The sequence below is a fragment of the Collinsella sp. AF31-11 genome, from assembly GCF_003475605.1.
Taxonomy (GTDB): Bacteria; Actinomycetota; Coriobacteriia; order Coriobacteriales; family Coriobacteriaceae; genus Collinsella.
Genome location: NZ_QRQS01000015.1, coordinates 17,650 through 30,800, shown reverse-complemented (window position 1 = coordinate 30,800; position 13,151 = coordinate 17,650). Strand labels below are relative to the sequence as shown.

Here is a 13,151-nt window from a genome sequence, read left to right as displayed (position 1 = left end):
GGGCGGGGGTCGGTCCGTGGTAGACTACCGAACAACGTTTATTAATCGCGCGGCATCCTTGCCGCGAGAAGGGGTTGCCTCATGCAGGAGCTTGAGGATCGTATTCGCCATGACGGCATCGTAAAGGCCGGTAACGTCCTTAAGGTTGATGCCTTCCTCAATCACCAGTGCGACGTTGAGCTGTTTGACCACATGGGCGCCGAGTGGGCCCGTCTGTTCGAGGGCGTCGAGATCAACAAGATCCTGACGATTGAGGCTTCGGGCATTGGCATGGCCTGCATCGCGGCTCAGCATTTTGGCGGTGTGCCGGTGGTCTTTGCCAAGAAGGCGCAGTCCATCAACCTCGACGGCGAGCAGTATGCCACGACCATCTACTCCTTTACCAAGCAAAAGGAGTACCCGGTCATCGTTGGTAAGCGTTTCCTGTCCGAGGGCGACAAGGTCCTGATCATCGACGACTTCTTGGCCAACGGCTGCGCGCTCGAGGGTCTTATCAAGATCTGCGAGGCTGCGGGTGCCGAGGTATCCGGCATTGGCATTGCGGTGGAGAAGGGCTTCCAGGGCGGTGGCGATAAGCTCCGCGAGCGTGGCTTCCGCGTTGAGAGCCTGGCCCGTATCGCCGATATGGACTGCGAGACCGGCGAGATCACCTTCGCCTAAGCGCGCAACACAAGCGATTGGTATGCGATGTGACAAAGGGACTGTCCCTTTGTCACATTTTTTTGTATGAGGGGAGGTGTTGATATGGATGAGAACAAGATGGGATGGCGCGAGTATGCGGGCTATGCCGCGATGTCGGCTGAGGAGTTGGCGCGCGATTGCGAGTTGCAGGTGTTTCGCGCGACAGGTCCGGGCGGTCAGGGCGTGAACACGACGGACTCGGCGGTGCGCATGAAGCATGTGCCCACAGGGATTACCGTGACGGCGCGCGAAAGCCGTAGTCAGTTCCAAAATCGCGCGAGCTGCCTGCGCAAGCTGCGCGCCGAGCTCGAGCGTCGCGGGCGTCCACCGCGCCGACGTGTAAAGACCAAGGTGCCCCAGCGCTCTCGTCAGCGCAGGCTCAATGACAAGCACTTCAATGCCATTAAAAAGGCCAACCGGCGCAAGCCGGGCAGGGACGAGTAGTCGCTTGTTCCACTGGTCTTGCTAGCGGGTAGGGTGCCAAACTTGGAGGGCGCTGCCGAGGACATCGACCTCGATGCGCGAGGCGACAACGGGCTCGCCGTCAGCTTGGATGGGGTAATCGGGCTGCTCGAAGGTGAGCTCGGCATGGCGGCAGCGGCGCATACGAACCGGCGGCAACTTGGTGTGGTGGCCGTCCTTGGCCGAAAGGAACATGGGTAGGGCAACCGCGCGGGGGACGGGGCCGCAGGCGTAGCATACGTCGAGTATGCCGTCGCAGGGGTCGGCATCGGGACAGATGCGATAGCCCGAGCCATAGGTGGGGCCCAGCTGAATCGCCATGATAATCGCCCGCACGCGCTCGGCGGGGGCGCCGTCAAAGGTGACCGTCATGGGGTAGTTGCGATAGCGCAGGCCAAACTGTTCAAGCCCTGAGAGAGTGTAGAGCGGAGCACCCGTCAAGCCGGTCTTCTTGCGCAACTCGGTGGTGCCCAGGCCGATGGCGGCATCGATGCCGACCGAGAGCGTCTGGTCGTAGTACTCCACCGAGGCCTCGCCGCTTCCGCTTGCGGGATTCCATGAGCGAATACGCCCGATGTCCTGACGTTGCAGCTCACAGGTGAGCAGCGCGCCAAAATCCTTACCGGAGAAATCGTCGATTCCGAGCGTCTGGGCAAAATCGTTGCCGGAGCCCACGGGCAGGACGGCAAGGGCGGGACGGATGGCCTCTTCCTGCGCCATGAGCCCATTGACAACCTCGTGGATCACGCCGTCGCCGCCGAGTGCGATAACCGTGCGGTAGCCCTGGGCCTGTGCGGCAAGTTCCTTGGCATGCCCCATGCGCTCGGTCAGCACCAAGTCAAACTGGGACGCGCGCGCGGTCATGTCCAAAAAGCGCTGCAGGCGCTCGGCAACCTCGCGCGCCGCGCCCGACTGGGCAGCGGGGTTGGCGATGATGAGCGTGCGACCAAAATCACTTGCGTGCATGGGGCGACTCCCAGCGTGTAGCGTGACGGTGCTGCCGCGATCAGGTCGAATTGCCCGATTGTGGCTGCACGGTGATTACTACGTCTACTCTATCAGGTCGTTGTGGCGCTCGATAGCATCCGCCACCGTGCCGCCCTCGTCCACAATAAGCGAACGGCGTTTGGGTGAGATGATGCGCTGCGCGGGATATACGCCGCGGTGTCCGCCGACGAGATAGCTAATAAACGAGACGATGACAAAGAAGCCTGCGGCCGTTCCATGGAACAGGTCGATAGCCATCATGCAGGTGGTGATGGGCACGTTGAGGCCGGCGCAGAAGACGCCGAGCATGCCGAGGGCCGCCATAAAGCTCGGGTCGAGTCCAGCGAGGCAACCGATCCAGCCACCGAGTGCCGCACCGATGCCAAACAGGGGCGTGACCTCGCCGCCTTGGAAGCCCGCGCCCAGGGTAAGCGCTGTGACGACCAACTTGATGACTGCGTCCGCCAGGGTGGTGTTGCCTGCAAATCCGGCGCCGGAAAGCCACGTGGAAAGGCCGGCGTAGTCCCAGGCGTCGAGTATCGCGTAGGCCGCGAGCACCACGAGCGCGCCCACGAGTGCGCGAGCAAGGTAGTTGGTGATAAAGCGACCGTACAGGCTTTTGACGGTTCGAACCGACCAGGCAAAGAGACGTGCCGTCAGGCCAAAGATAATGCCTCCGATAACGACGATGGCAACCGTTCTGGGCGTCATGTCGGGAACGCTGGCGATGACGTTGCTCTCGTACTGGGTGCCCATAGCGAGTGACGTAAAGTAGCCGGTAAACGAGGCGACCAGGCAGTAGATGCCCGCGGTGTAGTCGATCTTGCCGATAAAGCACATCTCCATGCCAAAGAAAGCTCCGGCAAGGGGCGAACCGAATACGGCGCCAAAGGCCGACGAGATGCCGGCGAGCATGAGGTCGTGGTGGTCATGCTTTTTGAGGTGGGCGAGGCTCGAGATGTTGCTGGCGATGGTGCCGCCAATCTGCACTGCGGCTCCCTCGCGACCGGCCGATCCGCCCGTTAGGTGCGTGAGCGTGGAGCAGACGAAGGTGAGGACGGCCATGCGCATATGGATGAGGCGTGTGCCCAGAGCGGAGTCGATGACCAGGTTGTTGCCACGCTTGGCGGCGAGACCGTGGTTTTTGTACACCCATGCGGTGGCAAGGCCCACAACGGGAAGCAGCGCGTAAATCCACTCATGGTGCTCGCGATAGTCAGTCGCGATATTCAGCGAGGCTAAAAACGCCCAAGCGGCAACGCCCATGGCGAGCGAGACGATGACGACGAGCACGAGCAACTTGGCGCTCGCGAGCATGTTGCGGGCATTGCGGCGCGTGTCGGCGGCCAAGAGCTGCTCAGAGCGGGTGAGCTGGTTGCGACCGCTGATGATCAAGTCGGCCGGAGAGAAGGTTCTGCCGTCTTTGTCCTGACGGGCGTCATCAGACTGGTCGAGTGTATTTTCACGTTTATCGATAAAAGCCATAACGTCCTCTTTTTTGTTGTGATGCATGCATTATAGGACGGCGCCCTCAGTCTCAAGGCGATTGGCAGGTTTCGGATCTGTTACGAGAGGCGCGTAGCCGACAGGTGTATTTGCCGTTGCGGGCCATGTCTTGAGCGGGCAGCGGGGGATTATACTGAACCAAACATAAAGAATCGGCGCTGCCGTTGCGCGCCGTGGCATGTAAGATCGCATCTCGATGCGTCCCGGCAAGGCCATCACGTTTGGCCTGCTTGGGGGCAAGCCGTTTTTGGGGCTTTCGGGTAATCCCGCGGCGGCGTATGCGGGCTTTGAGATGCTCGCCCGCCCCGCGATCCGCAAGATGCGCGGCTTTGCCGAGGGTACGCGTCCCGTGCAGCAGGCGATATTGACGCACGGCGTGAAGAAGCGCCAGGACCGACGCTTCTTCGATCGCGCCACGGTTTTGCGCGACCCCGAGACCGATGAGCTGCTGGTGACCGAGGCCAAGACGCAGAATTCGGCGCTACTCGGCACGATGCAGCGGGCCAACTGCCTGCTGCGTATTGACGAAGGGCCGTGTGAGCTCAAGGCGGGAGATGTTGTGGACGTTGTGCGCGTCGACCTGCCCGAGGGAACGGTGCTATAGGAGGAACGCTATGGAGTTGAAGATATCGATCGTGACGTGCTCGGATACGCGCGACCTTGCCCAGGACGAGGCAGGTGCCGCACTCGAGGAGCTTATCGAGGCGCAGGGATGGAGGGTCGCCTCACATGTGGTTGTGCGCGACGACGTCAGCGAAATCGGTGATGCCATTGTGGAAGCCGCCGATGAGTGCCGCGCCAATGTCGTGCTCACCTGCGGCGGAGTAACCTTACGGGCTGCTCCGCCTTTTTATGCAGCGACAGTGCGGGCCGTCTCGTGGTTATTGGTAAAAGAAAAATATCAGGCGAGAGATATTTATCATAAACATTATTCGCGCGAAAGCATAATCTAGTAACGGTGAAGGTTGACGACACCGAGCGCTTCGAGGGAGAGACGAACCCAGCGTTTACCTCGAGCCTGGAGAGTGCGGTTGACACTTCGGGCGTGAAGGTCGAGTACTCTTGCGTCGCCGATGAGAGTTCTCCGGCGGGCGAGTGCCAGATCGAGGCGACGGTCATCGACCCGAACTTTGATGTCACGGTTGAGCCCGGTACGCTGACGGTGAAGAAGAAGCCGGGGCCCGGCAACCCGGACCCGGATAAGCCCGGGACGCCCGATTCCGACCAGTCGGATTCTGGGGATCCGGCAAAACCAGGTAGTTCGGCTGACTCCGCAGCCGATAAGGCAAGGGGCGATGGTGCGGAAAACCCCGGACAGAAGGCTTCGTCCAAGTCGGGCGCTCAGCAGCTCGCCGATACGGGCGATCACGCGCCATTGGCAGTCGCCGTGGCTGCGGGCGCCGTTGCGCTTATCGCAATAGCGCTCGAGCTGCTGCGTCGTCGTCGCTCGGACGCGTAACGGCTCAAAAGGGGTGGCTAGATTGAAGCTTTGCACGATTTAGTCTGCTAAAGCATATATACTTGCGGGACGGGTCTTTTGCCCGTCCCGTTTTTGTCTCGACTCGAAAGGTGGTCCCATGGCCTCATCCGCTCCCCGCGGCCTGCGCTCCGACCATGTCCTCACTGTCGGCATTGCCCTGTTCTCGATGCTCTTTGGCGCCGGCAACCTCATTATTCCGCCGCTGCTGGCACTGCAGGCAGGTTCTGCCACGCCGGTCGCCATGCTCGGCTTTCTCATCGCCGCCATCGGCCTGCCCGTCATGGGCTTTATCGCCGTGGCACTTGCCGGAACGGCGCGCGAGCTTGCCGGCCGCGTGCATCCCAAGTTTGGCGAATTCTTTGTCGCGGCGGTGTATCTGGCCATCGGCCCGTGCTTGGCCATTCCGCGCACGAGCTCAACAGCCTTCGAGATGCTGGTGCCGCTGCTGCCCGAGGGCGTCTCGCTCGCCACGGCTCGCCTGGTGTTCGCTGTCGGATTCTTTATCGTCGCATTTGCGCTCACGCTGCGTCCCGGCGTCATCACGCGCGTGCTCGGCCGTATTACGGGCCCCGCGCTCATCGCCCTTATCGTGTTGGTCGTGGGTGCCGCCGTGGTCTCGCCGCTGGGTCCCGCTGCCGCGCCGCAGGCTCCCTATAATGCCGGCGCTGCCGTGCAGGGCTTTTTGACCGGCTACCAGACCATGGACCTGCTCGCCTCGCTCGCCTTTGGCATCATCATCGCCGAGATTATCCACGAGCTGGGCGTTACCGATGACAAGCGCGTTGCCTTCGAGATTTCGCGCTCCGGCGTGATCGCCGGTGTGCTCATGGCCATCATCTACTGCGGCCTAGCACTTGCCGGCACGCAACTCAGCACCGTGATGCCCGATGCCACCAATGGCGCCGCCATCCTCGCTCGCTCTGCCTCCATGCATTTTGGCCTTGCCGGCACGGTCGTGGTCTTTGCGATCTTCTTCCTCGCTTGCATGAACGTGTGCATCGGGCTCATCAGCTGCTGTTCGCGCTATTTCTGCGAGACGTATGTGGTCAAAGGGGGAGCGGAGGCTTCCGAGGAGGCCATGCGCCGTCCCTTTGCGGTTCTCGCCTTTGTGTTCGCGGCGTTTTCGTGCGTGCTCTCCAACGTGGGTCTCGACGTGATCCTCTTGTTCTCGGTGCCCATGCTCAACGCCCTGTACCCCGTCGCCATCGTGCTGGTGCTTATGGGTCTGGTGCACGGTTTTTGCGACGCGCATCCGCAGGTGTGGGTCTGGGTCGGCGGCGTTGTCGCGGTCCAGAGCGTGATCACCTCGGTCCGCGATGCGTTCTTTACGGGCGCGTGGCTGCCGTTCGATGCGCTGCCGCTGGCAGACATTGGAGCCGCGTGGGCGCCGGTTGCCGTGGTGGCGTTTGTGATCGGCCTGCTCCACAGCCGGTTTGTCGCACATTCGAGGAGCTAGGGTATCGTCACTTGCACAGGCGGGGAGTCTCCCCTATAATTTCCTTCGCTTTGGGACACGCAAGGTTTAGACCTTAGCTGCTCAACACCTTCGGGACGTGGCGCAGTTTGGTAGCGCGCCTGCTTTGGGAGCAGGATGTCGCAGGTTCAAATCCTGTCGTCCCGACCATATCTTGCGGGCGTAGTTCAATGGTAGAACCCCAGCCTTCCAAGCTGATGACGCGGGTTCGATTCCCGTCGCCCGCTCCATAAGAATTGTTTTAACGGCTTTGGTTTCCTTTGGGAATCAGAGCTGTTTTCGTTTACGCGCCGGGCGACGGGAATCGAACCCGTCAGGGTGCGGAGCTGAGAAAATGCGTGAGCATTTTCCAGCGCAGCACGCAAGGGCCGAAGGCCCGCAGCGAAACAAGGATTTGCGAAGCAAATCCTTGGACTTCCCGTCGCCCGCTCCAAGCTATATAATCGCAGGCCAATATGCTAATTTGGCTCGCGTTTGTTTTTATACCGTCCGACCTCGCGGGACATGCTTATGACCAATGTTTGTCCCACATCGTACGAAAGTAGTGATTGCCATGGCACAAAGTAAGGCAGAATATCCCACTCCCGACTGCCTGGCGCCCGCCGCGATCGAGGCCAAGACCGAGGCTGCCGGTGTTGCCAAGGTCAGCCTGCCGGTCTCGAAGGCTTTTTTGCTCGCCATGTTCGCCGGCGCGTTTATCGCCTTCGGCGGCCTGTTCTTCACGGTCTTTCTGAGCGATCCCACGCTTGGCTGGGGCGCCCAGCGCTTCGTGGGCGGCCTTGCTTTTTGCCTGGGACTGGTGCTCGTGCTCATTTGCGGCGCGGAGCTGTTTACCGGTAACTCGCTTATGGTCTGCGCGCTTAAGAGCAAAAAGATCACGCTCGTCCAGATGCTTAAGGCTTGGGCTATTGTGTGGATCGGCAACTTTGCCGGCGCCCTGTTCGTTGTCTTTTTGATTTACATGGCAGCTATTTATAAGCTCAACGGCGAGGCCGTCGCCAACACCATGGTGAGCGTCGCCGCCGGTAAGGTTACGATCGACGCCGTTACCATCTTCTTCCGCGGCATTCTGTGCAACATCTTTGTCTGCCTGGCCGTATGGATCGGCACTGCCGGCAAGACCGTGGTCGATAAGGTCGTGGGCATTTTGCTGCCTATCGCTGCCTTTGTGGCCTGCGGTTTTGAGCACTGCGTTGCCAACATGTACTTTTTGCCCATGGGCATTTTGATGCATTCCTGCGGCTATGGAGCCGATGTCGCCGGCGCCGATGCCCTCAACGCCGCCGGGCTGGCGCTCAACCTTTCGGTCGCCACGCTGGGCAATATCGTGGGCGGCGCCCTGATCGTGGCGCTGGGCTACTGGTTTATTTACGCCAATAAAGAGGCCTAAAGGACCCAACCCATAACCGACCAAAAAGGGACAGGTTTATTTTGGCAGGTTTTGGACGAGGCGTTTCGCCGTCTTGTCGCGAGCTGCCATAATGGATCTGTCCCTTTTGCATACGTCTCGTCACATTTTGGCCGATGACGGCCAAAGGGGACCCGCTTTTTATTGAACATGTCGAAAGACTTTCCATGAGCGACTGCGAATCCACGCCTGCCGAGGTGCGCGACCGCCTGCGCTCCATTCCCGCCGCTCACGAGCTGCTGGCCGAGTGGCCGGTCATGAAGGCTGCCGGCGATGCGGGCGACATGATTGTGCGCGAGGCAATTGATGCCGAGCTCGATGCCGAGCGCAAGGCGATCCGCTCTGGCACCCCCGCTAGGAATAAGCGCGAGCTCGCCTTGGCCATCGAGCAGCGGTGCCACCGACTGTCGCTGCCGACCCTGCGCCCTGCCGTCAACGCGACGGGCGTTGTGATTCACACCAATCTGGGCCGCGCTCCGCTTGCTCCCGCAGCGGTGCAGGCGGTGACCGATGTCGCCCGCGGCTACAGCACGCTTGAGTATGACGTCGCGACCTGTGCCCGTGGGGCCGCAAAGAGCACGCCGCGCGTCTGCTGCGCAAGCTTCGCGAGGCTCAGTGCGAAGAGGCCGTGGAGCTGCAGGTTGTCGAGGGCGCCTCTACTCCCGGCGGCGGATCGCTGCCGACTGTCGAGCCCCCAACATTTTGCGTGCCGTCTGCCCTGTCGATGGGCGCCTATCCGCCGATGGCCTAAAGCGCGCCTTGGTTCAGGAGCCCGATACGCCGGTTGTGACGCGCGTGCGGCACGACCAGGTGCTGTTTGACGTTCGCACGCTTTTGCACGACACCGACCTTGATCTCGATGTCGAGGCGTTTCTGGACGGGACCGTGTTTGCGGGGGCGTTGATAGTGCCGGTGTCCTCCAAGACGGGCGAGGGCCTGGACGAGCTGCTTACGGCGCTCGATAACGCGGTTTGCTCGTGCTGGTCGGATCGCCTGGAGGCGACCACTGGCTCGGGCGCCGCGCCCCGTCTTCCCATCGACCGTTGCTTTAGCATCCGCGGCATCGGAACCGTCGTGACGGGTACGCTGCACGACGGTCCCGTTTCGGTTGGCGATGAGCTCGTTGCGCTGCCGTCGCAAACGCGCTGTCGCGTGCGCGGGGGCAGGTTCACGGAGATACCCAGTGCGATTCACATACGTTCCCGCCAACACACCGCGCCAAAACCACCACAAAGGTGCCTGTCCCCTTTGTGGTGGTTTCGAAACGTGCGAGAAACAGCTTTGAAACACGCGATTTGCACGTCAGGCGGTCAAAAACCAATCTACCTGCATCGTAATCAAAATGAAACATCCGCCCGCGGTCTTATTCGTAACTTTGCCGCAACAGTGCGATATTATCCATACACGATAAAGCTCGCGGCGCATAGGGTGCCGCGACCGACACTTTTCGTTTCCCATCATTGGAGGAAGCATGAGCTACACGCAGAAAGTTCTCGAAGAGCTCAAGGCCCGCTATCCCGAGCAGCCTGAGTTCATCCAGGCCGCGACCGAGATCCTCGGCACCATCCAGCCGGCGCTCGACGCCCACCCCGAGTACGAGGAGGCTGCCCTGCTTGAGCGCCTCGTCGAGCCCGAGCGCATCGTTATGTTCCGTGTTCCCTGGGTCGACGACCAGGGCAAGGTTCAGGTCAATCGCGGTTACCGTGTCGAGTTCAACTCTGCCATTGGACCCTACAAGGGCGGCCTGCGCTTTAACCCGACGGTCACCCTGGGTATGCTCAAGTTCCTGGGCCTGGAGCAGATCCTCAAGAACAGCCTGACCACCCTTCCCATGGGCGGCGGCAAGGGCGGCTCCGACTTTGACCCCAAGGGTAAGTCCAACAACGAGATCATGCACTTCTGCCAGTCTTTCATGACCGAGCTCTATCGCCACATCGGCCCCAACACCGACGTTCCCGCCGGCGACCTGGGCGTTGGCGGCCGCGAGGTTGCCTACCTGTTCGGTCAGTACAAGCGCCTGACCAACGAGTGGACCGGCGTCCTTACCGGCAAGGGCCTTTCCTTTGGCGGCTCGCTCGCCCGTACCGAGGCCACCGGTTACGGTCTGGTCTACTTTGTGGACGAGTACCTCAAGAGCCGTGGGGACTCCTTCGAGGGCAAGAACGTCGTCGTTCATGGCTCCGGTAACGTCGCCATCTACGCGGTCCAGAAGGTCTCCCAGCTCGGCGGCAAGGTGCTCGCCTGCTCCGATACTCACGGCTGGGTCGAGGATCCCGACGGTATCGACTACACCGTGCTCGAGCACGTCTACAACAAGAAGCGTTCCGGCCACGACAAGGGCGTTACGCTCGCTATGTACGTTGACGAGAAGCCCAACGCCGTGTGGCACGAGGGCGACGGCCGTGGCGTTTGGCAGCTGCCCTGCGACATCGCGCTGCCCTGCGCTCGCGAGAACACGCTGCTGATCGAGGACGCCCAGGCGCTCGTCGCCAACGGCTGCAAGGTGGTCGGCGAGGGCGCGAACATGCCTACGACCATCGAGGCCACGACCTACTTCCAGAAGAACGGCGTCGCCTTTATGCCCGGTAAGGCTGCCAACGCCGGCGGCGTACTCGTGTCCGGCCTGGAGATGAGCCAGAACGCCGAGCACCTGTCCTGGACCTTCGAGGAGGTCGACGGTAAGCTCGAGCAGCTCATGCGCGGCATGTTCCACAACGTGGACGACACCGCCAAGGAGTATGGCCAGGAGGGCAACTTTGTCATGGGCGCCAACATCGCCGGCTTCCTGAAGGTCGCCGACGCCATGCTCGCTCAGGGCGTCTGCTAAATCCAGCTCAACATAGCTCCGTTCAGCACCAGCTGATGCACCTAAGGCTCTCGACCATATCGGCCGGGAGCCTTTTTCTATGGTGGCGAGGGTCGTGCGCCCTCGTTTGGTACACTTAGAGGTACTGGACAAGTAAAGAGATGGGGGAGAACTTGCTCAAGTTCGGTACCTACGTCCGTGTTGGAAACGCGGCCGAAGCCTATGAGCTCTTGCAGTAAAACCGCAACAACAAGATTGTGGGCGGCGGCATCTGGATGCGCCTGGGATCGCGTCGCGTGGCGACGGCGATTGATCTTTCGGCCTGCGGACTCGATCAGATCGAGGAGACCGAGACCGAGTTTCGCATCGGCGCCATGTGCACCCTGCGCCAGCTCGAGCGCCATGCCGAGCTCAACGCGCTCGTCAACAATGTGTTTGAGTTTGCCGTCCACGACATTGTGGGCGTGCAGCTGCGCAATACCGCCACGGTGGGTGGCAGCATCTACGGCCGCTTTGGCTTCTCGGACGTGCTCTCCGCCTTCCTCGCGCTCGATTCCTATGTTGAGCTGACGGGTGCCGGCCGCGTGCCGCTCGCCGAGTTCGTGGACATGGGTTACGTGCGCGACGTGATCGAGCACATCGTGGTCGTCAAACACGACTACCGCGCGAGCTACGAGGCCTTACGCTTTAGCTACCCACACTTCGAATTCGGCTCCGAGCTCGAACGCCTTGGTGGGGTAGCTAAAATAGCCCCGTCCCAAATTAGCTACCCTGAGCCATCGGCAACTCGTGGTGAGGTCGTGAGCCTGTAAAACGTGTGCGTGCGCTTGCCGCTCGTATCTGCTATCATTCCTAGTCTGTGCGCTCATGCGGGCGTGGCGGAATTGGTAGACGCGCCAGATTTAGGTTCTGGTGGGATTCCCGTGAAGGTTCGAGTCCTTTCGCCCGCACCAACGCACCCGCGTCGGCTTATGCCCTCGCGACGCTTGTTGCATAAAGGTACCAGCACCTCAGATAAGCTGGGCAGTATGAGGAGGAACGTGTTGAACATCACCGCTTCTGACGTCAAGGACGCCAAGCTCACCGCTACGGTCACCATCCCGGCCGCCGACGTCGACGCCGCGATCAAGAAGGCCTACAAGGAGACCGCCAAGAAGTACCGCTTCCCGGGCTTCCGCGCCGGTAAGGCTCCCCGTCCGGTTATCGACTCCGCTCTTGGCGCCGAGGCTACCCTCGCTCAGGCCACCAACGACCTGATCGCCGCCAACGAGCCCGCCGTCCTCAACGAGCTGGACATCGTCCCCACCAAGAACGGTGACTACAAGGAGCTCGACCTCGCCAAGGATCACGAGGACTACACCTACACCGTCGAGTTCTCCCTGCGTCCCGCCGCTGAGCTCTCCTCCTTCGACGCCGTCGAGATCGAGATGCCCCCTGCGGAGGTCACCGAGTCCGAGATCAACAACCAGGTCGAGATGCTCCTCAACTACCGCGCCACCTTCGAGGACGTCGAGGGTCGCGCCGTCGAGGCCGAGGACTACGTCACCGTCGACCTCAAGGCCGTTGAGAACGCCGACAACTTTGCCGCCGAGGGCCGCATGCTCATCGCCGGTAGCGACAGCAACCCCAAGGAGTTCAACGAGGCCCTGATCGGCGCTAACGTCGACGACGTCAAGACCGTCACCTGGACCGACGAGGTCGAGGAGGGCGAGGAGGCCGAGACCCACACCGTCGAGGTCACCGTCAAGGGCATCAAGGTCCGTAACACCCCCGAGCTCACCGACGAGCTCGTCAAGTCCGACTTTGGCTTCGACAGCATCGACGCCATGCGCGACGCCATCAAGATCGAGATCGAGCAGGACAAGGCTTCCCGCCTCCCGGCCGAGAAGGAGAACCGTTGCGTCTCCGCTCTCGCCGAGCGTCTGCAGCTCGAGGAGATGGATGCCGACTACGAGCAGTCCGTCTTTGAGGAGCTTGGCCAGAACTTCCTGTCCAACCTCGCTGCCCGCGGCATGACGCTGGACACCTGGCTGCCCGCTTCCGGCCTGACCATGGAGCAGTTCATCGGCGACCTGCACAAGCAGGCCAACGACGTTGCCCGTGAGTCCCTGGCTCTCGACGCCCTCGCCCGTGAGCTCAAGATCGAGGTCACCGAGGACGACATCAACGCCGAGTTCGAGAAGGCCGGCGTCAAGGACGTCGAGGCTTCCAAGGCCGAGTTCATCGCCGATGGCCGCATGCCTGCCGTCCGTGAGTCCATCCGTCGCTCCAAGGCTGTCGACCACCTGGTCGAGAACGCCAAGGTGACCGAGGTCGACGAGACCGCCAAGGACGCCGAGTAATTCTC

Annotated in this window: 12 protein-coding genes, 3 tRNA genes and 1 pseudogene; 14 read left to right on the top strand and 2 right to left on the bottom strand. The window is 61.4% G+C overall.

Annotated features, from left to right (window positions below):
- Positions 1 to 81 precede the first annotated feature (81 nt).
- A complete protein-coding gene (locus DWZ22_RS09300) occupies positions 82 to 660 on the top strand; it encodes a xanthine phosphoribosyltransferase (RefSeq protein WP_022095227.1) in 579 nt (192 codons plus the stop codon).
- 156 nt (positions 661 to 816) lie between these two features.
- A pseudogene (locus DWZ22_RS09295) lies at positions 817 to 1,125 on the top strand (peptide chain release factor-like protein); the annotation flags it as partial.
- Between the two features lie 21 nt (positions 1,126 to 1,146).
- On the opposite strand, the gene DWZ22_RS09290 reads toward DWZ22_RS09295, so the two are convergent.
- Both DWZ22_RS09290 and DWZ22_RS09285 read right to left on the bottom strand, forming a co-directional pair.
- Positions 1,147 to 2,109: a diacylglycerol kinase family protein gene (locus DWZ22_RS09290; protein ID WP_118405982.1), complete on the bottom strand. Its 963-nt coding sequence runs from the start codon at positions 2,107 to 2,109 to the stop codon at positions 1,147 to 1,149.
- Between the two features lie 84 nt (positions 2,110 to 2,193).
- The gene (locus DWZ22_RS09285; RefSeq protein WP_118405981.1) at positions 2,194 to 3,615 is read right to left on the bottom strand and encodes a chloride channel protein; all 1,422 of its coding nucleotides are present in this window, start codon (positions 3,613 to 3,615) and stop codon (positions 2,194 to 2,196) included.
- 217 nt (positions 3,616 to 3,832) lie between these two features.
- Between DWZ22_RS09285 and DWZ22_RS09280 the strand changes: the two genes are divergently transcribed.
- The 12 genes from DWZ22_RS09280 to tig all read left to right on the top strand — a co-directional run bounded on the left by DWZ22_RS09280 (position 3,833) and on the right by tig (position 13,146).
- Positions 3,833 to 4,240, top strand: a complete 408-nt coding sequence (locus DWZ22_RS09280) for a hypothetical protein (protein ID WP_233505256.1) — start codon at positions 3,833 to 3,835, stop codon at positions 4,238 to 4,240.
- 10 nt (positions 4,241 to 4,250) lie between these two features.
- Complete coding sequence (locus DWZ22_RS10535; RefSeq protein ID WP_233546487.1) at positions 4,251 to 4,589, top strand: molybdenum cofactor biosynthesis protein B; 339 nt, start codon at positions 4,251 to 4,253, stop codon at positions 4,587 to 4,589.
- Positions 4,590 to 4,594: 5 nt separating this feature from the next.
- Complete coding sequence (locus tag DWZ22_RS09270; protein WP_118405980.1) at positions 4,595 to 5,095, top strand: MBG domain-containing protein; 501 nt, start codon at positions 4,595 to 4,597, stop codon at positions 5,093 to 5,095.
- 118 nt (positions 5,096 to 5,213) lie between these two features.
- Positions 5,214 to 6,572, top strand: a complete 1,359-nt coding sequence (gene brnQ, locus DWZ22_RS09265; protein ID WP_118405979.1) for a branched-chain amino acid transport system II carrier protein — start codon at positions 5,214 to 5,216, stop codon at positions 6,570 to 6,572.
- Between the two features lie 91 nt (positions 6,573 to 6,663).
- Positions 6,664 to 6,740: transfer RNA gene (locus tag DWZ22_RS09260), tRNA-Pro, on the top strand.
- A 6-nt stretch (positions 6,741 to 6,746) separates the two neighbouring features.
- Positions 6,747 to 6,820 (top strand) — tRNA-Gly (locus tag DWZ22_RS09255).
- A gap of 323 nt (positions 6,821 to 7,143) precedes the next feature.
- Positions 7,144 to 7,980 carry a formate/nitrite transporter family protein gene (locus tag DWZ22_RS09250; RefSeq protein ID WP_118098618.1) on the top strand — a complete coding sequence of 279 codons (837 nt, stop codon included), beginning with the start codon at positions 7,144 to 7,146 and terminating at the stop codon, positions 7,978 to 7,980.
- 185 nt (positions 7,981 to 8,165) lie between these two features.
- Positions 8,166 to 8,819: a hypothetical protein gene (locus DWZ22_RS09245; protein ID WP_199583488.1), complete on the top strand. Its 654-nt coding sequence runs from the start codon at positions 8,166 to 8,168 to the stop codon at positions 8,817 to 8,819.
- A gap of 650 nt (positions 8,820 to 9,469) precedes the next feature.
- Positions 9,470 to 10,825 (top strand): NADP-specific glutamate dehydrogenase, encoded by a 1,356-nt coding sequence (gdhA, locus tag DWZ22_RS09240; protein ID WP_118405978.1) that lies wholly within the window; start codon positions 9,470 to 9,472, stop codon positions 10,823 to 10,825.
- 236 nt (positions 10,826 to 11,061) lie between these two features.
- A complete protein-coding gene (locus DWZ22_RS09235) occupies positions 11,062 to 11,616 on the top strand; it encodes an FAD binding domain-containing protein (protein ID WP_199583486.1) in 555 nt (184 codons plus the stop codon).
- A gap of 57 nt (positions 11,617 to 11,673) precedes the next feature.
- A tRNA-Leu gene (locus tag DWZ22_RS09230) sits at positions 11,674 to 11,757 on the top strand.
- An 87-nt stretch (positions 11,758 to 11,844) separates the two neighbouring features.
- Positions 11,845 to 13,146 carry a trigger factor gene (gene tig / locus DWZ22_RS09225; RefSeq protein WP_158573323.1) on the top strand — a complete coding sequence of 434 codons (1,302 nt, stop codon included), beginning with the start codon at positions 11,845 to 11,847 and terminating at the stop codon, positions 13,144 to 13,146.
- Positions 13,147 to 13,151: the final 5 nt, after the last annotated feature.